Origin of the sequence: Amycolatopsis sp. BJA-103, assembly GCF_002849735.1 — a bacterium.
Lineage (GTDB): Bacteria > Actinomycetota > Actinomycetes > Mycobacteriales > Pseudonocardiaceae > Amycolatopsis.
This window is the reverse complement of the sequence record NZ_CP017780.1, coordinates 1,232,524-1,252,041: the sequence shown is the minus strand read 5'-3', so window position 1 is coordinate 1,252,041 and position 19,518 is coordinate 1,232,524. Positions and strand designations below refer to the sequence as shown.

Sequence of the window (19,518 nt, the reverse complement as noted above, 5' to 3'; positions counted from 1 at the left end):
CTTCAGTCCTCCAGTAGCGCCCGCGCGGATTCGCGCAGCTCGGCGTCCGGTTCCCCGATACCGGCCAGCCTCAGCACGCTGTCGGCCCCTTCGACGGCGTGCGCTTCGACGTCCAGGTCCGGCTGGTCACGCCGGACGATCGCGATGCTCTCGACGAGCCCGAACACGAGATCGGTCCGGATGCCCAGGAGGTCGCCGGGGACCCCGGCGGCCGCGACGAGCGAGCCGTAGACGCGTTTGAGCTCCGCGCGTTCGGCCCGGAACCGCCCCAGCCTCGGCGAGGAGATCTCCGGCAGCAGGTACAGCGCGCCGAGGTTGTGCCGCGCGCTGCCGAGCAGGTGGATGTCCGCGTAGGCCAGTGCCCACAGCCGTGCGCCGACCGGCGCCAGCTGGGCCGACAGCCCGCCCGCGACGTCCAGCGACGGCCGGACGGTGTCCTCCAGCAGCGCCGCGAGAATGTCCTCTTTGGACGGAAAGTGGTAGTAGAGCGACGCCTGGCGCAGTCCGGCGCGTTCGGCGATGGCCCGTGTGGTCGTCGCCGCGTACCCGGCGCCGGTGAACAGCTCCCCGGCCGCGTCCAAAACCGCGAGCCGCGCTTCCCGTTTGCTCGCCGCCGCACCGCTGGCTCTGGGCCTGCCCACCCCGGTCGTTTTCGTCATCTATCCGATCCTGCCATTTCTCCGCGAAGATCTTTGTTACGTCCGGCGGTCGGCCCAGGTTACCGAATCCGGTATCACTTAACACCGCGCTTACCGGGCGGAGATCAGAAGGACTCCGCATGCGCTTAATTTCGGTCATCCGATCGAAATTCGGCCCTCCAGACAGGAGCCCCCGAAAATGCCGTCCGAAGACCTTTCCGCCTTCGGTTACCGTCAAGAACTACGCCGGACGCTGGGCGGTTTCTCCGCCTTCGCCGCCGGATTCTCCTTCGTTTCCATCCTGACCACGGTGTTTCAGCTGTTCGCCTTCGGCTATTCCTTCGGCGACACCCTCTTCTTCTGGACCTGGCCGCTGGTGATCATCGGCCAATTGCTCGTCGCGCTGAACTTCGCCGAACTCGCGGCCCGATTCCCGCTGGCAGGATCGGTTTACCAGTGGGCGAAACACCTCTCACCCGGATTCGCGGGCTGGCTGGCGGGCTGGATGATGCTGGTCGGCTGCGTCGTCGCGCTCGCCGGTGCCGCCATCGCGCTGCAGGTCGTCCTCCCGTCGGTCTGGAGCGGCTTCCAGCTCGTCGGCGGGGATCCGGCGATCACGTCCCCGACCGGCGCCACCAACGCCGTCCTGCTCGGTGCCCTGCTGATCGTCTTCACCACCGCGATCAACGCGGGCGGCGTGCGGCTCATGGCGCGGATCAACGACGTCGGGGTGGCGGCCGAACTCGTCGGCGTCCTCATCCTGATCATCGGGCTCGCGCTCTTCGCCGTCCGCGGCCCGCAGGTCGTGCTCGCACCGGCGGGCGAAAGCCCGGGAGCCGGCGGCGTTCTCGCTTCGGCGCTGATGGCCGCGTACGTGCTGTACGGCTTCGACACCGCGGCCTCGGTTGCCGAAGAGACCAAGGACGCGAGGCGCATCGCTCCGCGCGCCGTGCTCCGCGCACTCCTGATCTCCGGAATCGGCGGCCTCGCCGTCGTCATCACCGCACTGATGGCGGCACCGAGCCTCACCGACGGCCAGCTCGCCGGGAAGGGCCTGCCGTATGTGATCACGGCCGTCTTCGGGGACACGCTCGGCCGGATCTTCCTCGCCGACGTCGCCATCGCGGTCGTCGTCTGCACCCTGACCATCCAGACCGGCACCGTCCGGCTGATCTACGCGATGGCCCGCGACGGCGCGCTTCCCGGCGCCAAACTGCTTTCCGCGGTCAACGCCCGCACCGGGACGCCGATCGCGCCCGCCGTCCTGTCCGGGGCGCTCGCGATCGGGCTCCTGCTGCTGAATCTGGGGAATCCGACCATCTTCAGCACCATCACCGGCACCTCGGTGGTCGTGGTCTACCTCGCCTATCTCCTGGTGACCGGACCGCTGCTGGTCCGGCGCCGTCAAGGCCGTTTCACTTCCGAACCCGGCCATTTCTCCCTGGGGCGATGGGCTATTCCGGTCAACGTCGCGGCAGTAGGGTACGGCGCGATGATGATCGTCAACATCGCTTGGCCACGAGCCGAGATCTACGACCTGGCGGGCACCGGCTCCGTCTGGGTCCTGTTGTTCCCGATCGAGTTCGTCGGCGCCGCGATCCTCACCGGCTACCTCTGCTGGCGCCGCCGCTCCGCGCTCACCACGGTTCCCGTCCCCGCGATCTGAAGGAAGGTTCCATGAGCACGACATCGACCACGTACGGCGCTCGCGACCACGCGCGTGCCCAAGCGGGCACGGTGACCGACACGATGCCCGCCATCCCCGCGGCCACCTGGCCGGACCCGCCCGCCGGGATCGACCCGGCGAAGCTCGTCTGGGCCGAGACCGTCGCCGGCGGCGGCTACACCCACAAGGTCCTCGCCCGCGGCACCGAACTGCGGCTGACCGACCTCGAGGGCGACGCCTGCGCGCATCTGCTGCTGTTCAACGCCGACCAGCCGTGGGAACGGCTGAACGTCGCGGACACGGTGAAGGTCCAGTGGAACGTGTACCTCGGCGAGGCGATCGCGCTGCTGTCGGATCAGGCGCGGGTCCTCGCGACCGTCGTCACCGACGAGAGCGGCAAGCACGACGCCCTCTGCGGTACGTCCACTGTGGACGGCAACGCCGAACGCTACGGCGACGGAAGCCCGCAGGGCGATTCGCCTTCGGGGAACGCGCTGTTCACGCTGGCCGCCGCGAAGCACGGCCTGACCCCGCGCGATCTGCCACCGAGCCTGTCCTTCTTCCAGGGCGTCCACGTGGAGGCGGACGGCGGCCTGACCTTCGAAGGCTCGTCCGGTCCCGGCAAATCCGTGGTCCTGCGGACCGAGCTCCCGGTCGTCGTCCTGATCGCCAACGTCGCGCATCCGCTCGACCCGCGCCCGGACTACACGGTCACCCCGCTGCGCGTCTTCGCCCAGCGCGGCGAACCGTCCACACCGGACAGTCCTGAATGGACCGCTTCACCCGAGGCACAGCGCGCCTTCGAGAACACCGCCGACTACCTGACCGCCAGGGGGATCGCATGACCACGACGATCGTCTCCGACACCGAGGTCGCCGCGCGCGCCCCGTACTCCACCGTGCTCCGCAGAGGCGAGACACTCGCGATCATCGATCTCGGCGGCAACCAGGCCGTCGACTTCCTCTGCTACGACGCCGCCGACACGGCCAAGCGCTACAGCGCCGCCGCCACGATCTCCGCACAGCGCAACATCTTCCTCACCACCGGCAGCGTGCTGCGCACCGGCGAGGGCACTCCGCTGCTCACCGTCGTCGGGGACACCTGCGGACGGCACGACACGATCGGCGGCGCCTGCAGCAAGGAATCGAACAGCCTCCGCTACGGCCAGCACACGCGGTACCAGCACGCCTGCGTCGAGAACTTCCTGACCGAAGGCGCGAAATGGGGCCTGGGCAAACGGGACCTGGTCGGCAACGTCAACTGGTACATGAACGTGCCGGTCGAGCAGGACGGCACCCTCGGCATCGTCGACGGCATTTCCGGGCCCGGCATGGAGGTCCGGCTGCGTGCCGAGACCGACGTCCTGGTGCTGGTGTCGAACTGCCCGCAGATCAACAACCCGTGCAACGGGTTCGACCCGACTCCGGTCAGAATGATCGTCACCGGCGGTGACGCGTGAAACTGCTCGTCGCCAACCGGGGGGAAATCGCGGTCCGGATCATCCGGACCGCCAAGGAGATGGGCATCGCGACGGTCGCCGTCTACTCCGACGCGGACCGCACCGCCGCACACGTACGACTCGCCGATGAGGCCATCCGACTGGGCCCCGCGCCCGCCAGGGAGAGCTATCTCCTCGGCGACGCGATCATCGAAGCCGCATTGAAGACCGGGGCGGACGCCATCCACCCCGGCTACGGATTCCTGTCCGAGGACACCGCTTTCGCCCGGACGGCGGAAGCGGCGGGGATCCGGTTCGCCGGTCCCACCGCGGACCAGCTCGAAGTCTTCGGCAGCAAGCACACAGCCCGGGCGAAGGCGGTCGAGGCGGGCGTCCCGCTCCTGCCGGGCACCGGCTTGCTGGAGACACTCGCCGACGCCGAGGCCGCGGCAGCCGAAATCGGCTACCCGGTGATGCTCAAGGCCACCGGCGGTGGCGGCGGGATCGGCATGCGCGCCTGCGCTTCGGCCGGAGAACTGCGGGAAGCCTGGGACGCGGTGCGCAGCATCGTGGCCAAGAGCTTCTCGACGTCGGGCGTGTTCCTCGAACGCCTGGTGACCCGCGCGCGGCACGTCGAGGTCCAGGTGTTCGGCGACGGCGCGGGTGAGGTGCTGGCGCTGGGCACGCGGGACTGCACCCTGCAGCGGCGCAACCAGAAGGTGCTCGAAGAGTGCCCCGCGCCGGGTCTTTCCGAAGCGGTGCGCGACAAGCTGGTCTCGGCGGCCGTCGGCCTCTGCGCGTCGGTGCGCTACCGGTCGGCCGGCACGGTCGAGTTCATCTACGACCCGGACCGGGAAGAGGCCGCGTTCCTCGAAGTGAACACGCGGCTGCAGGTCGAGCACCCGGTCACCGAGGCGGTCTACGGGATCGACCTCGTCGCGTGGATGCTCCGGCTCGCCGACGGGGACACCGGGATGTTCGCCACCGCGCCGGAACCGCGCGGGCACGCGGTCGAAGCCCGGGTCTACGCCGAGGATCCGGCCGCCGGGCACCGGCCGAGCGCGGGTCTGCTGACCCGCGCCGACTTCCCCGCCGACGTCAGGGTCGACACCTGGGTCGAGGCAGGCACCAAGGTGACGACGCATTACGACCCCCTGCTCGCCAAGGTGATCACCGTCGGCCAGGACCGGGCGGGGGCACTGGCCGCGCTGGGCACGGCGCTCGGGGAAAGCCGGGTGGACGGCGTCCGCACGAACCTCGGGCAGCTGCGCGCGGTCGCCGCCGACGCCCGGCTCCGGGAGGTCACGCACGACACCTCGACCCTCGACACGATCACCGATCCCGAACCGCGGATCGAGGTCCTGCGCGGCGGCACGATGACCACCGTGCAGGACTGGCCGGGACGGCTGGGGTTCTGGCACGTGGGTGTCCCGCCGAACGGGCCGATGGACGATCTGTCGCTGCGGCTGGGCAACCGCGCGCTGGGCAATCACGAAGGGACACCCGGCCTCGAGTGCACTGTGGACGGTGTCTCCCTGCGGTTCACCGACGACGCAATCGTTTGCGTCACGGGATCCCCGTCCCCGGTGACCCTCGACGGCGAGCCCGTTCCCCAGTGGGCGCCGGTCGAGGTCCCCGCAGGCGGCGTCCTCGACGTCGGCACCGGCTCCGCCGGGCTCCGCGCGTACGTCCTCGTCCGCGGCGGGATCGACGTGCCGGACTTCCTGGGCAGCGCGGCGACGTTCACCCTGGGCGGGTTCGGCGGGCACGGCGGCCGCGCGCTGGCGACCGGCGACGTCCTCTCCCCCGGGCCGGTTCCGGAGAACGCCGTAGCCGGCGCTGTCCCCGAGGCCGAGCGCCCGGTCTTCTCGACGCACTGGGAGATCGGCGCGTCCGAGGGACCGCACGCGGCACCGGAGTTCTTCACCCCGGACGACGTCGAAACGTTCTACGCCACCGACTGGGAGGTGCACTTCAACTCCGCGCGAACCGGCGTCCGGCTCGTCGGGCCCCGGCCACGATGGGCGCGGGAGGACGGCGGCGAGGCGGGACTGCACCCGTCGAACATCCACGACACGCCGTACGCGATCGGTGCCGTCGACTACACCGGCGACCTGCCGATCCTGCTGGGCCCGGACGGGCCGAGCCTCGGCGGTTTCGTCTGCCCGGCGACCGTGGTGACCGGGCAGCGCTGGAAGCTCGGCCAGCTGCGGCCGGGTGACACCGTGCGGTTCGTGCCGATCACCATCGAGCACGCGATGTCGCTCCGGGAGACCCCGGCCTCGGCGGTCGAGGCGAGCCGGACGCCGATCGACGACGGCGGCATCTTCGGCCGTCTGTCCACTTCGGACGAGAATCCCGAGGTCACCTACCGGCGCAGCGGCGACGACAACCTGCTGATCGAGTACGGGCCGATGAAACTCGACCTGGCCCTGCGGATGCGGGTCCACGCCCTCGCCGACAGGCTGGGTGCGGAAGGACTCGACGGTGTCGTCGACCTGACACCGGGCATCCGCTCGCTGCAGGTGCACGTCGATCCGGACGTGCTGCCGGTGTCGAAACTGCTCGGCCTCGTCCAGGAGGTGGAGCACGATCTGCCGCGCACCGCCGATCTCGTGGTGCCGAGCCGGACCGTGCGGCTGCCGTTGTCCTGGGACGATCCGGCGACCCGCGAGGCGATCGAGCGGTACATGGCGGGTGTCCGCGACGACGCGCCGTGGTGCCCGTGGAACATCGAGTTCATCCGGCGGGTCAACGGCCTGTCCAGCGTGGACGACGTCTACCGGACGGTGTTCGACGCGGAGTACCTCGTGCTGGGCCTCGGCGACGTCTATCTCGGCGCGCCGGTGGCCACCCCGCTGGATCCGCGGCACCGGCTGGTCACCACGAAGTACAACCCGGCGCGCACCTGGACCGCGGAGAACTCGGTCGGCATCGGCGGCTCGTACCTGTGCATCTACGGGATGGAAGGCCCCGGCGGCTACCAGTTCGTCGGGCGGACCACGCAGGTGTGGAGCGGCTGGCGGCAGCGGGGTTCGTTCGAGCCGGGTTCGCCGTGGCTGCTGCGGTTCTTCGACCGGATCTCGTGGTATCCCGTGTCCGCCGAAGAACTGCTGGACCTGCGGGCCTCCAGCTCGGCGGGGGACCTGGAACTCGACATCACCGACGGCGAGTTCGCGCTGGCCGACCACGAGCGTTTCCTGGCCGACAACGCCGCCGACATCGCCGAGTTCCGGGCGAAGCAGAGCTCGGCGTTCGAGGCGGAGCGGCAGGCTTGGGCGGCCGCGGGCGAATTCGACCCTCGTCCGGAACCTGCAGGCGCGAAGGTCCCGACCACGAAGGTCGAGGCCCCGCCCGGTGGCCACGTCGTCGAAGCGCCGTTCGCCGCGACTGTGTGGCGCGTGGACGTCGAGCCGGGCAAGACGGTCGGCCCGGCGGAGACGCTGGTGATCCTCGAAGCGATGAAGACCGAGGCGCGGATCCCCGCGCCCGCCGCGGGAGAGGTCGTCGAGGTGCTCGTCTCCCCCGGCGATCAGGTCGCCCCCGGCACGCCGCTGGTGGTACTGGGAAGGAGCGCGGGATGAGCGTGCGGGAGCGGGTGCGCGCCGCGTACCACCGGATCGCCCGGGTCGACCGGCCCGAGATCTGGATCGACCTGCGTCCCGAGGCGGACGTGCTCGCCGACGCGGAGAGCCTGGAAGCCCGTCGCGCGGCGGGGGAACCCTTGCCGCTGTACGGGAAACTCGCGGCGGTCAAGGGCAACATCGACGTCGCCGGGCTGCCGACGACGGCGGCCTGCCCCGAGTTCGCCTACCGGCCGGACGAGGACGCGCCGGTGGTGGCGCGGCTGCGCGCGGCCGGGGCGCTGATCCTGGGCACGACCAATCTGGACCAGTTCGCGACCGGGCTGGTCGGCACGCGCAGTCCGCACGGCGCGGTCCGGAACGCGATCGACCCGGCGTACGTGTCGGGCGGATCGAGTTCGGGTTCGGCGGTCGCGGTGGCGCTCGGGATCGCGGATCTCGCGCTGGGCACCGACACCGCCGGATCCGGCCGGGTCCCGGCGGCGTACAACGGGATCGTCGGGTTGAAACCGACGCGGGGACTGCTTCCGACGACCGGAGTCGTGCCCGCGTGCGCGAGCATCGACTGCGTGACCGTGTTCGCGCGGACGGTCGACGAGGCGACGGCGGCGTTCGCCTGCCTGAGCGAGCCCCGGGACCTCCCGGTCGTCCACCGGCCGTTCCGGATCGGCGTACCGGACGCGCCGGGCCCGCTCCAGGACGGCTGGGCGGAGGCGTTCACCGCCGCGGCCGAGTCGTACCGTGACGCGGGCGCCGAGCTCGTCACTGTCGACATATCGGCGTTCCTGGCCGCGGCGCGCCTGCTGTACGAAGGCGCGTTCGTGGCCGAGCGGTATTCGGCGGTCGGCGAGTTCCTCGACGCGCACCCGGACGTGGTCGATCCGGCCGTACGGCAGATCATCGGCGCGGCCAAGGACATCCCGGCCCACCGGTTGTTCGGCGACCTCGCGACGCTCGACGGCCTTTCGCGAGAGGCATCGGCGGTTCTGTCCACTGTGGACTGCCTGTTGCTGCCCACGACGACGGAACACCCGACGATCGCCGACGTCGAAGCCGACCCGCTGGGCGTGAACGCCCGGCTGGGCCGGTTCACGAACTCGACGAATCTGCTGGGCCTTTCGTCATTGGCCATGCCCGGCGGAACCGTCGGCGGGCTGCCGTTCGGGGTGATGCTGGTCGGGCCCGCGTACGCCGACCGGATCCTCGCCGACGTCGCCCGCCTGGTGCCGCGGCGGACGCGGATCGCCGTCGTCGGCGCCCACCTGCGCGGGCAGCCGCTGAACCACGAACTGACCTCGCGGGGCGGGCGGTTCGTCTCGGCGGGACCGACGGCGGCCGAGTACCGGTTCTTCGCGCTGGACACCGTGCCGCCCAAACCCGGTCTCGTCCGGGTCGCCTCGGAGGGCGCGCCGATCGAGGCGGAGGTCTGGGACCTGCCGCTCGCGGGGTTCGGGGAGTTCGTCGCCGGCGTTCCCGCGCCGCTGGCGATCGGCAAGGTGCGGCTGGCCGACGGGAGCGAGGTGTCCGGGTTCGTCTGTGAGCCCTTGGCCGCGGAGGACGCCGAGGACATCACGTCGTACGGCGGGTGGCTCGGGTACTTGAGCCGTTGAGTCACCTCGTGAGTGGTAAGGACGGTTAGAACCGTCCTTACCACTCACGAGGCCCCGCGCTCACCAGGCGTTTTCCGGTTTGGTTGGCCTGCCGCGCCATTCTGGGAAGAAGGTCACAAACCCTGGCGGCCCACCGGTCGAGAGGTAACTTCGGGGTGGTGCCCACCACAGTGATATCCAGCCGCAGGACCGCGATCAGCGTATTCGCGGCGCTGGGGCTCGTCGGGGTCGCGATGGTGGCACTCGGAGCCACCGGCGTGGCCGTCAAACCGATCGCCGGGAAGGCACTCGCGGTCCTCGAAGAGGTCCCCGGCCCCGAGAGCGGACCGACGTGCGCCGTCGACAAGCGTTATGTCGACGAGGACACCTTCGGCATGCGCCCGGACGTGATCGACGCGTGGAACGCCCTGCGCACCAAGGCCAAAGCACAGAACATCACGCTGTGCGTGAACGACGGCAAGCGCAGCCGGGCCCAGCAGCAGCGCGAGTTCGACAAGGCCGTCGAGCGGTTCGGCTCCGTGGAGCAGGCCAAGAAGTGGGCACTGCAGCCGGAGACTTCCATGCACGTCAAGGGAATCGCCGTCGACATCCAGCCGCTGAATTCGGCCTCGTGGGTGGACAAGAACGGCGGCGCGCTCGGCTGGTGCCGCCGCTACGACAACGAGAAGTGGCACTTCGAGTACGACCCGGCCTGGGTCACCGGCGGCTGTCCGGCCCTGCTCCCCAGCGCGACCGGCAACTAGGGAGAAACAAGGCAGGACGCCGACCGTGTGGATTTCGGTGCGTTGGATGACCAGAAATCCACACAGTCCCGCGTGACCGGCACGAATCGCCACTCACGGCCACGGTGACCCGACCGCGTGCGCGCCGAACTTCTTCTCCGGCTCCATCAATCGGTCGTGGAACTGACGGCTGCTTGAGGGCGGCGGTGGCGGAGGGACCGACGACGGCGCGGGCGCGGTTCCGCGAGTGCAGGCGGCCAGCGGCACGAGGACCGCCATCCCCAGAAGCGCACGACGGGTGACGGCCGGACCCGGCGTAGTCATCGTGATCCCTCCCCCTGATCACTTCGAACATAGCAATTTCCCGACCGCTCCCGGATCGGCCAAGCGGCCGAGGCGGGTGACCCGGGAGTGTGCCTTCCCCCACTCGACCGGGCCACCATCCTGGTTACCGACGGGTAACCGGGGCTAGGGTGCGGTCAGGACTACCTCTACTTCAGGAGCATTCGTGGCCGCAGGAGCAACACCGCTCGCGCCGAACGCGCGGTCGGTACGCAATGTCGCCTTCGTCGAAGGGGTGCGAACGCCCTTCGGCAAGGCCGGTGACAAGGGCATGTACGCCGGCACCCGTGCCGACGACCTCGTCGTCAACGCCATCCGCGAACTGTTGCGGCGGCATCCCGAACTGCCGCCCGAGCGCGTCGACGAGGTGGCGATCGCCGCCACCACTCAGATCGGGGACCAGGGCCTGACGATCGGCCGCACCGCCGCGCTGCTGGCGGGCCTGCCGAAGTCGGTGCCCGGTTTCGCGCTGGACCGCATGTGCGCGGGCGCGATGACCGCGGTCACCACCACCGCGAGCGGGATCGGCTTCGGCGCCTACGACATCGCGATCGCCGGCGGCGTCGAGCACATGGGCCGCCACCCGATGGGCGAGGGCGTCGACCCGAACCCGCGCATCATCGCCGACAAGCTCGTCGACCCGACGGCGCTGGTGATGGGCCAGACCGCGGAGAACCTGCACGACCGGTTCCCGGCGATCACCAAGCAGCGCACCGACGCCTTCGCCGCGCGCAGCCAGGAGAAGTACGCCGAAGCGGTGAAGACCGGCAAGATCGGCCCCGAGCTGGTCCCGGTCGCCACCCGTTCGAAGGAACTGGGCTGGGGCCTCGCGACCGAAGACGAGCCGCCGCGCCCCGGCACCACGCTCGAGACACTCGCCGGGCTGAAGACGCCGTTCCGCCCGCACGGCCGGATCACCGCGGGCAACGCGGCCGGTCTCAACGACGGCGCCACCGCCGCCCTCCTCGCCGACGAGGACACCGCCCGCGAACTCGGCCTGCCGATCGGCATGCGGCTCGTCGGCTACTCCTTCGCCGGCGTCGAGCCGGAGGTCATGGGCATCGGCCCGGTGCCCGCCACCGAGAAGCTGTTCGCGCGCACCGGCCTGTCGATCGACGACATCGGCCTGTTCGAGATCAACGAGGCGTTCGCCGTCCAGGTCCTCGCCTTCCTCGACCACTTCGGCATCGCCGACGACGATCCGCGCGTCAACCAGTGGGGCGGCGCGATCGCCTGCGGTCACCCGCTCGCGTCCTCCGGTGTCCGGCTGATGACGCAGCTTTCGCGTCAGTTCGCCGAGCGCCCCGACGTGCGCTACGGCCTGACCACCATGTGCATCGGCATCGGCATGGGCGGCACCGTGATCTGGGAGAACCCGGCGTTCGAGGGGGCGAAGTAAATGACTTTCACCGCTGAGCAAGCGAAAGCCACTTTCCCCGACGAGGTCGTCACCAACGCCGTCACGCGGTTGGTGAAGGTGCCCGGCCTGTCCAAGCCGGTCGCGCTGATCACGCTGGACAACGGGCACGACCACACCCGGCCGAACACCTTCGGCCCGCAGGGCCTGGTGAGCCTGAACGCCGCGATCGACACCGCCTTCGCCGCCGAACCCGCCGCGATCGCGGTCATCGGCAAACCGTTCATCTTCGCCGTCGGCGCCGACCTTTCCGGTGTCGAAGCGGTCGCGGATCCGGCGCTGGCGCGGGAGATCGCGCAGACCGGGCACGACGTCTTCCGCCGTCTCACCGAAACCGAGATCCCGACCTTCGGGTTCATCAACGGCGCGGTGATGGGCGGCGGGCTCGAACTCGCGCTCTCCTGCCACTACCGCACGCTTTCCGAGAACACCCCCGCGATCGCGTTCCCCGAGGTCTTCCTCGGCCTGTTCCCGGGCTGGGGCGGCACGCAGCTGCTGCCGAACCTGATCGGGCCGGACGCCGCGGTCACCGTGATCATCGAGAACGCGCTGGCACAGAACAAGATGCTGAAGGTCGCGCAGGCGGCGGAACTCGGCATCGTCGACGAGGTCTTCGGCTCGGCCGACTACCTGGAGCAGTCGCTGCTGTGGCTGGCGAAGGTCGTCAACGGCGAGATCACCCCCGCCCGCCGCGAGATCGACCGCGGCGCGGGCTGGGACGCCGCGATCGCCCGCGCCAAGGCCATTGTGGACGGACGCACGAAGGGCGCTTCCCCCGGCGCGACCAAGGCCGTCGAGCTGCTGGAGCTGGCCCGCGAGAACGACCTCGACCGCGGCTACGCGGCCGAGACCGACGGGCTCGCCGAACTGCTCATGGACGACACGCTGCGCGCCGGGCTGTACTCGTTCAACCTGGTCAACAAGCGCGCGAAGCGACCGGCCGGTGCGCCGGACAAGTCGCTGGCGCGCAAGGTGAACAAGGTCGGCATCGTCGGCGCGGGCCTGATGGCCAGCCAGATGGCGCTGCTGTTCGTCCGCCGTCTCAAGGTGCCCGTGGTACTCACCGACGTCGACCAGGACCGGGTCGACAAGGGTGTGTCCTATGTGCACGGTGAGATCGACAAGCTGCTGGCCAAGAAGCGGGTTTCGCCGGACGGCGCGAACCGGCTGAAGGCGCTCGTCTCCGGCTCGCTCGACAAGTCCGCGTTCGCCGACGCCGACTTCGTGATCGAGGCGGTGTTCGAGGAGCTGGGCGTCAAGCAGCAGGTGTTCGCCGACCTGGAGCAGTACGTCTCCCCCGAGGCGATCCTGGCGACGAACACCTCGTCGCTGTCGATCACCGCGATGGCCTCGCGGCTCGAGCACCCGGAACGCGTGGTCGGGTTCCACTTCTTCAACCCGGTCGCGGTGATGCCGCTGCTGGAGATCGTCCGCGCGGAGAAGACCGACGACGCCGCGCTGGCCACCGCGTTCGCGCTCGGCAAGCAGCTCAAGAAGTCGAGCGTGCTGGTCAAGGACGCGTCCGCGTTCGTGGTCAACCGGCTGCTGCTGCGGTTCCTCGGCGAGGTGCTGGTGACCGTGGACGAGGGCACGCCGTTCCAGGTCGCCGACTCCGCGCTCGAACCGCTGGGCCTGCCGATGACGCCGCTGACGCTCATGCAGCTGGTCGGCCCGGCGATCGCCCTGCACGTCGGGGAAACCCTGCACGAGGCGTTCCCGGACCGGTTCACCGTCAGCGAGAACCTCGACCGCTTCGTCAAGGCGGGCAAGAAGGGCGTCTGGCAGTGGGACGACAAGGGCAACGCCACCGTCGATCCCGAGGTGGACGAGCTCTGGCAGCGGGGCGACTCGCCGTCGACGTCCGAGCAGGTGCGTGATCGCGCGCTGGCCGCGATCGCCGAGGAGATCCGGATCATGCTCGACGAGGGCGTGGTCGCCGAGGCGCAGGACATCGACCTGTGCCTGATCCTCGGCGCCGGCTGGCCGTTCTGGCTCGGCGGCATCACGCCGTACCTGGACCGGGCCGGGGTGTCCGAGAAGGTCAACGGCAAGCCGTTCCTGGCCCCGGGCGTGGCGAGCGTGCCGCTCTCCTGAAGTTCGACGAAAGCCACCGTCGGCGATCTTTCGGTCGCCGACGGTGGCTTTTTGCGTTTTTCGTGAGTTTTGTGGCGACGTTCTGCGTTTTCCGGAACACTCGGCCTACGCCTGGTTCTCCAGGCACTGGGGAAAGAACTGAAAACTGGGAGGAAAGCCGATGAAGAAGATCGTCGTGCGCGTGGGCCTGGGGGCCGGCGCGGCGGTTCTGGGCTTGATGCTCGGAGCGGGTGTGGCGGGCGCTGACGACAGCGTCCGGATCACCGGCGACGAGACCGGAAGCGTCCGGATCACCGGAGTGGACAACCGCGACTTCGGGGTCACTCCGGCGAACCGGGACTTCTAGCCGGGAGGCCCGGCTCCCCTGCCATCCTCCGGGGAGCCGGGCTTTCGCACCACAGCGACGATCATCACACGGCGCCGTGCGTTGGCCGTCCGGACACCGCCCGTTCAGCGAGGCTCTCTAGCGTCCCGCCGGTGAACAGCGAAAAACCGGGCGTCGACCGCCGCGGATTCCTCAAGCGCGCGGGCCTCGTGTCCGCCGCGGCCGCGGGCGCGCCGCTCGCCGCCACCACCCCGGCGGAAGCCCTCGACCTGGACCTCGGCCTCGAGCTCGACCTCGGCAGGCTCTTCGGCCGGAACCGTTACCGGTGGCTGGTGGGCGATCACCACATCCACACGCAGTACTCGTACGACGCGATGTACACAGTGGACGGAATCGCCGGCGGCGCCCGGCGGCACGGGGCCGACTGGGCGGTGATCACCGATCACGGTCACGCCTCGCACGAGAAGTCGTCGGTGGAGCGCACGAACGCCGCGATCAAGGCGGCACAGCGCGAGCACCGCGATCTCCTGCTGTGGCAGGGCATGGAGTGGAACGTGCCGGGCGCGGAGCACGCGACACTGTTCTTCCAGGCCGGCGCGAACCAGGCCGCGAAGCTGCGAGAGTTCGAGCGCGCTTTCGACTGGCGGCTGACCGGGACCGAACCGGGCACCCCGGACAACGAGGCACTGGCGGTCAAGGCGATCCGCTGGCTCGCCACCGAAGAGCGGGCACGCCGGATCCACGCACCGGTGGTGGTGATCAACCATCCGCTGCGCAACGGCCGGGTCGCCCCGCACGAGATCCGCGCGCTGCGCGACGCCGCGCCCGGCATCGTCATCGGCATGGAAGGCGCGCCGGGGGCGCAGGCCGACGGCTTCCCGAAACCGCTCGGGAGCGGCGGTGGCGCGCGCGGCGGGTACGGCAACTCCCCCGGTTCGAACTCGTGGCCGGGTTTCCCGGAGTCGGCCTACCGGACCTACGGCGGGTTCGACTGGAGCACCGCGACCGTCGGCGGGCTGTGGGATTCACTGCTGGCCGAGGGAAGGCCGTGGTGGATCACCAGCAACTCCGACTCGCACTACAACCGGGGCGACACCCTTGTCCGGCCCGGCGTTCCCGACGGCTATTACGACGAGCACGGCGGCTACCCGGACCCGATCGACACCGGCGTCCCGCAGACTCTGCCCCCGTACGCGGACTTCGCCCCCGCCGAATTCAGCCGGACCGTGGTCGGTGTGACGAGCCGGAGCCACGAAGGCGTACTGGAAGGCCTGCGCGCGGGACGCGTCTGGGTGGTTCACGGCGGGCTCGCGCAGGAGCTGGAATTCGGCGCGTACAGCGGGTGGAACTCGGCCACGATGGGCGGCAGGCTGCGGGTCCGGCGCGGGGACGACGTCACGGTCGTCGTCTCGGCGACGCTGGCGGCCCGGCCGAACGGCGGCGGCACGATCCCCCGGCTCGCGCGGCTGGACCTCGTCTCGGGGCCGGTCACCGGGCCTGCCACCGACCGTGACGCCCAGACGGCGCCGGGCACGAAGGTGGTGCGGTCGTTCGAACCGTGGTGGGCGCCGGGGCGGCGGGTCGCGTTCCGGCACACCTTCCGCAACGTGCGCGAGCCGTTCTTCGTGCGGACGCGCGGGACGGACGGCAGGAAGCACGTGCCCGGCGGGATCGAGCCGAGCGCGGACGTGATCGGGCAGTCGAATCCGTTCGAAGACCTGTGGCTCTACGGGAATCCGATCTTCGTCGACGTCCGGTAGGCGTAGGGTTCCGCCATGCTTTCCCTGAGCAGGCGACTGCTCGTGCGTTCACTCATGGCCGCCCTCCGGTTCCTGCTCGGTCTTCCGGAACCTCTGCTGCGGCTGGTCGCCGGCCGTCCCGTCCGCCTGGACGGGCAACGGCTGGCGACCAGTTCGCAGGTGCTGATCAAAATGTCCAGATTGGCGCCGTTCGACTACCCGCACCGCAACGGGAGCGTCGCAAAGGCACGCGCGGAGCTGAACCAGGCGGGGGAATTGGCGGGCGCGGGGATCGGCGGGGACATCCGCAGCGCGGACCACTCGTTCACCGGCCCCGCCGGGCCGGTGCGGATGCGGATCTATGAGCAGGAGGGGGCCGCTTCGCCGAGTCCGGCGCTGATGTTCTTCCACGGCGGCGGATTCGTGCTCGGCGGGATCGAAACGCACGAAGGCGCCTGCCGCTATCTCGCCGAGGAAGCCGGGATACGCGTGGTCTCGGTGGACTACCGGCTGGCTCCGGAACACCCGTTCCCCGCCGCCGTCGAGGACGGCCTCGCCGCCTTCTCCCACGTGCACGCGAACGCCGTCCACTACGGCCTCGACCCGGCGCGGATCGCGGTCGGCGGGGACAGTTCCGGCGGCAACCTCGCCGCCGTCGTCGCGCACGCGGGCGCCCGCGGCGAAATCGCGCGGCCCGCGTTCAGCCTCCTGCTCAACCCGGTGACCGACGCGTTCGGCACCCATCCGTCGCATGAGCTGTTCGGACTCGGTTTCCGGCTGGACACCGAGGAACGCGCTTGGTACCGCGACCGTTATCTCTCGGACGCGACGCTCTACCGCGACCCGCGCGCTTCGGTGCTGTACGACGACGTCGCGGGCCTGCCGCCGACCTACATCGCGACGTCGGGCTTCGACCCGCTGCGCGACGAAGGCGAGGCCTACGCGCGGAAACTGGCCGAGGCCGGGGTCCCGGTGATCCACCGGCGGCATCCCGGGCAGTTGCACGGGTTCGCCAGCAGGGTGGGAGTCGACCCATCGGCACGGCAGGCACTACTGCACGCGGCAGGCGTGCTTCGGGCGGGCCTGGCGCTGGCAGATCGCAACTAGAGGCCTGCTTGCGGGGCTACGCGCCCAGCTTGTCCGGGTCCGGTCCCAGCCGCTTGCCCTGCTCCAGCGTCGCGATCGCGGCGCCGTCGTGCGCGTCGAGCGCGAAGTCGAAGACGTCCATGTTCGCCTTGACCCGTTCCGGCGTGACGGATTTCGGGATCACCAGATGGTTCATCTCGATGTGCCAGCGCAGGACGACCTGCGCTGGCGTCTTGCCGTGTTTCTCCGCGATCGTGGTGATCTTCTCGTCGGCGAGCAGGTCGCCGCCGCGCGCCAGCGGACCCCACGCCTCGGTGACGATCTCGTGCTTCTCGTGGAAGTTCCGGAGCAACGGCTGCTGCAGCCACGGGTGGCACTCGATCTGGTTCACCGCGGGGACGGTCCCGGTCTCCTCGATCAGCCGTTCCAGATGCGGGATCTGGAAGTTCGAGACGCCGATCGCCTTCGCCTGGCCGTCGGAGGCGATCTTTTCCAGCGCCCGCCACGTTTCCACGTACTTGTCCTGTGACGGCAGCGGCCAGTGGATCAGGTACAGGTCGACATACTCGAGTCCGAGTTCGCTCAAACTGGTGTCGAAAGCGCGCAGAGCGGCGTCATGGCCGTGTTCGGTGTTCCACAGTTTCGTGGTGACGAACAGTTCCTCGCGCGGCAGCCCGCTGGTGCGGACGGCCTCGCCGACACCGCGTTCGTTGGCGTACAGGGTCGCCGTGTCGATGGCGCGGTAACCCGCCTCGATGGCGGTGCGGACCGCGCCCTCGACCTCGTCGTCGCCGATCTTGTACACCCCGAACCCGAGCTGGGGAAGGGACGTTCCGTTGTTCAGCCTGATGCTGGGGACCATCCTCGAACCGTAACCCCCGCGACCGGTCAGGGCAGGGCGGGCAGGTGGACGGTCACCGAAAGACCGCCGCCCACAACGGGTTCCGCGGCCACCATGCCCCCGTGGGCCTGGACGGCGGCCCGCACGATCGAGAGTCCCAGCCCGGCACCGGTGCGGGCGGTCCTGGCGATGCCGGCGCGGCGGAACGGTTCGAACAGTTCGGGGACCGTGGCCGGGTCGAGCAGACCACCGGACGACCGCACCCGCAGCACCGACCACTGTGGACCGGCCTGCGTGACGACGTCCAGCCAGCCGCCCTCGACGTTGTGCCGTACGGCGTTCTCCAGCAGGTTGCCCGCGATCCGTTCCAGCAGTGCCGGATCGCCGAACGTCGGCGCGCCCGGCGTCGCGAATTCGGTGCGGATACCGCGTTTCTCCGCTTCCGCCCGCACCGCGCGCCAGGCGCTCCCGACGATCACCGCGAGATCGACCGGTTCCCTGGCCACCAGTCCGGCGCCGTCCGTGCGCGCGAGCAGCAGCAGCGAACCGACGAGCCGCTCGGCCCGTTCGGTCGCGTCGCGGACCACGCCCGCCATCCGCCGCAGTTCGGCCTCGTCGGCTTGCTCGTCGGCCAGGGTGACGTCGAGTTCGGTGCGGATGACCGCGAGCGGCGTCCGCAGCTCGTGACTGGCGTTCGCGACGAAATGCCGCTGCGCGTCGAACGCGGCCTGCAGCCTGTCGAGCATGTCGTCGAAGGTCTCGGCCAGTTCGGCGAGTTCGTCCTTGGTGCGGACCTCACCGATCCGCTCCCCCATCGATTCGATCGACAGCCGTCGCGCCGTACCGGTGATCTCCCGCAGCGGCTGCAGGACCCGCGCGGTGAACGTCCACGCGAGGATCCCCGCCGCCAGCACGACGAAACAGAACGCGACCGCGCCGAACAGCAGCACCCGGTTCCGGGCGTACACCCGCAAATGCTCGGTGACGGCGGAAGCGTCGACGTCCACGCCGTCGACCCGCACCGTGGTGCCCGGCGGCAGCTGCGGAACGGCGGAAACCGCGTCGCCGACCAGATTCCAGGTCAGCCAGAGCAACAGGAGGCTGACCAGTGCCACCAGCCCGGTCGCGAGCAGCGTGACCCGCGCGCGCAGGCTGCGGGCGTTCACCCTCGTGCGGTCCCCTGCTCCGGCACCCGGTAGCCGGAGCCGACGACGGTCTCGATGATCCCCGGCTCGCCCAGCTTCTTCCGCAACGTCATCACGGTGACCCGGACGGTGGTGGTGAACGGGTCGGCGTTCTCGTCCCACACGCGTTCGAGCAGTTCCTCACTGCTGACCACCGAACCGGCGGCCGACAGGAGCACCTCCAGCACGCCGAACTCCTTGCGGGTCAGCTCGACCGGACCGCTCGCGCGGCGGACGGTCCGCCTCGCGGGATCCAGTTCGACGTCGCCCGAAGTCAGCAGCGGCGGCGCGGCCGGGGTCGCGCGGCGGCCCAGTGCCCGCACCCGCGCGACGAGTTCGGGGAAGGCGAACGGCTTGGCGAGGTAGTCGTCGGCGCCGAGGGAAAGGCCGTCCACGCGATCCGAAACGGAACTGCTCGCGGTGAGCATCAGCACGCGGGTCAGCTCCCCGGACGCGACGATCTCGCGGCACAGGTCGTCACCGGACATCCCGGGCAGGTCGCGGTCGAGCAACACGACGTCGTACCGGGTGACGGCGGCCTTCTCGTGCCCGTCGTCACCGGTGAGCGCGATGTCCACCGCCATGCCCTCGCGCCGCAGGCCGCGTGCGATCGCGTCGGCGAGGGGTTCTTCGTCTTCGACTACCAGAATCCGCACGACCCTACGTTGCCACACATTCCTGAGAGTGACCTTATTGGAGTATCGCGTCGGTACAGGTGGTCGTGAGTGGCGTTTCGGGTTCTAACCCGAAACGCCACTCACGACCACCCCGGCCCACTCGGCACCCGTGCCCTGGTCACCCTGAAGTACGTGAAGGCCCCCTTCCCTACTCT

General features: G+C 70.1%; 16 protein-coding genes. 11 read left to right on the top strand and 5 right to left on the bottom strand.

The window, feature by feature from the left end; all coding sequences use genetic code 11:
* Positions 1-2: 2 nt before the first annotated feature.
* Positions 3-659, bottom strand: a complete 657-nt coding sequence (locus BKN51_RS05835; RefSeq protein ID WP_101606641.1) for a TetR/AcrR family transcriptional regulator — start codon at positions 657-659, stop codon at positions 3-5.
* A gap of 178 nt (positions 660-837) precedes the next feature.
* Between BKN51_RS05835 and BKN51_RS05830 the strand changes: the two genes are divergently transcribed.
* The 6 genes from BKN51_RS05830 (at position 838) to BKN51_RS05805 (ending at position 9,679) form a co-directional block, all read left to right on the top strand.
* Positions 838-2,304, top strand: a complete 1,467-nt coding sequence (locus BKN51_RS05830) for an amino acid permease (protein WP_101606640.1) — start codon at positions 838-840, stop codon at positions 2,302-2,304.
* Between the two features lie 11 nt (positions 2,305-2,315).
* Positions 2,316-3,149, top strand: a complete 834-nt coding sequence (locus BKN51_RS05825) for an urea amidolyase associated protein UAAP1 (RefSeq protein WP_101606639.1) — start codon at positions 2,316-2,318, stop codon at positions 3,147-3,149.
* Positions 3,146-3,763 (top strand): urea amidolyase associated protein UAAP2, encoded by a 618-nt coding sequence (locus tag BKN51_RS05820; protein WP_101606638.1) that lies wholly within the window; start codon positions 3,146-3,148, stop codon positions 3,761-3,763. The genes BKN51_RS05825 and BKN51_RS05820 overlap by 4 nt, the downstream gene beginning before the upstream one ends.
* Complete coding sequence (uca, locus tag BKN51_RS05815) at positions 3,760-7,326, top strand: urea carboxylase (protein WP_101606637.1); 3,567 nt, start codon at positions 3,760-3,762, stop codon at positions 7,324-7,326. Before BKN51_RS05820 ends, uca begins: the two co-directional genes overlap by 4 nt.
* The gene (locus BKN51_RS05810; protein WP_101606636.1) at positions 7,323-8,936 is read left to right on the top strand and encodes an allophanate hydrolase; all 1,614 of its coding nucleotides are present in this window, start codon (positions 7,323-7,325) and stop codon (positions 8,934-8,936) included. The genes uca and BKN51_RS05810 overlap by 4 nt, the downstream gene beginning before the upstream one ends.
* A gap of 155 nt (positions 8,937-9,091) precedes the next feature.
* Positions 9,092-9,679 carry a D-alanyl-D-alanine carboxypeptidase family protein gene (locus tag BKN51_RS05805; protein ID WP_101606635.1) on the top strand — a complete coding sequence of 196 codons (588 nt, stop codon included), beginning with the start codon at positions 9,092-9,094 and terminating at the stop codon, positions 9,677-9,679.
* Between the two features lie 93 nt (positions 9,680-9,772).
* Here BKN51_RS05805 and BKN51_RS44130 read toward each other — a convergent pair whose 3' ends face one another.
* Positions 9,773-9,982, bottom strand: coding sequence for a hypothetical protein (locus tag BKN51_RS44130; protein WP_233224234.1), 210 nt, complete (start codon positions 9,980-9,982; stop codon positions 9,773-9,775).
* A 184-nt stretch (positions 9,983-10,166) separates the two neighbouring features.
* On the opposite strand from BKN51_RS44130, the gene BKN51_RS05795 reads away from it, so the two are divergent.
* The 5 genes from BKN51_RS05795 (at position 10,167) to BKN51_RS05775 (ending at position 16,682) form a co-directional block, all read left to right on the top strand.
* Positions 10,167-11,399 carry a thiolase family protein gene (locus BKN51_RS05795; protein WP_101606634.1) on the top strand — a complete coding sequence of 411 codons (1,233 nt, stop codon included), beginning with the start codon at positions 10,167-10,169 and terminating at the stop codon, positions 11,397-11,399.
* On the top strand, positions 11,400-13,511 hold the full coding sequence (locus BKN51_RS05790; protein WP_101606633.1) for a 3-hydroxyacyl-CoA dehydrogenase NAD-binding domain-containing protein: 2,112 nt from the start codon (positions 11,400-11,402) through the stop codon (positions 13,509-13,511). It begins immediately after the preceding gene.
* Positions 13,512-13,671: 160 nt separating this feature from the next.
* Entirely contained in the window at positions 13,672-13,857 is a 186-nt protein-coding gene (locus tag BKN51_RS05785; RefSeq protein WP_101606632.1) for a hypothetical protein, read from the top strand.
* Positions 13,858-13,988: 131 nt separating this feature from the next.
* Positions 13,989-15,596, top strand: a complete 1,608-nt coding sequence (locus BKN51_RS05780) for a twin-arginine translocation signal domain-containing protein (protein WP_101606631.1) — start codon at positions 13,989-13,991, stop codon at positions 15,594-15,596.
* Between the two features lie 15 nt (positions 15,597-15,611).
* Entirely contained in the window at positions 15,612-16,682 is a 1,071-nt protein-coding gene (locus BKN51_RS05775; RefSeq protein ID WP_101606630.1) for an alpha/beta hydrolase, read from the top strand.
* Positions 16,683-16,698: 16 nt separating this feature from the next.
* On the opposite strand, the gene BKN51_RS05770 is transcribed toward BKN51_RS05775, so the two are convergent.
* From BKN51_RS05770 to BKN51_RS05760, 3 genes are read right to left on the bottom strand one after another with little or no spacing between them, the layout of a single operon-like run.
* Positions 16,699-17,523 carry an aldo/keto reductase gene (locus BKN51_RS05770; RefSeq protein ID WP_101606629.1) on the bottom strand — a complete coding sequence of 275 codons (825 nt, stop codon included), beginning with the start codon at positions 17,521-17,523 and terminating at the stop codon, positions 16,699-16,701.
* A gap of 26 nt (positions 17,524-17,549) precedes the next feature.
* Complete coding sequence (locus BKN51_RS05765; protein ID WP_101606628.1) at positions 17,550-18,668, bottom strand: sensor histidine kinase; 1,119 nt, start codon at positions 18,666-18,668, stop codon at positions 17,550-17,552.
* On the bottom strand, positions 18,665-19,342 hold the full coding sequence (locus BKN51_RS05760) for a response regulator transcription factor (protein ID WP_007033550.1): 678 nt from the start codon (positions 19,340-19,342) through the stop codon (positions 18,665-18,667). The genes BKN51_RS05765 and BKN51_RS05760 overlap by 4 nt, the downstream gene beginning before the upstream one ends.
* Between the last annotated feature and the right edge of the window lie 176 nt (positions 19,343-19,518).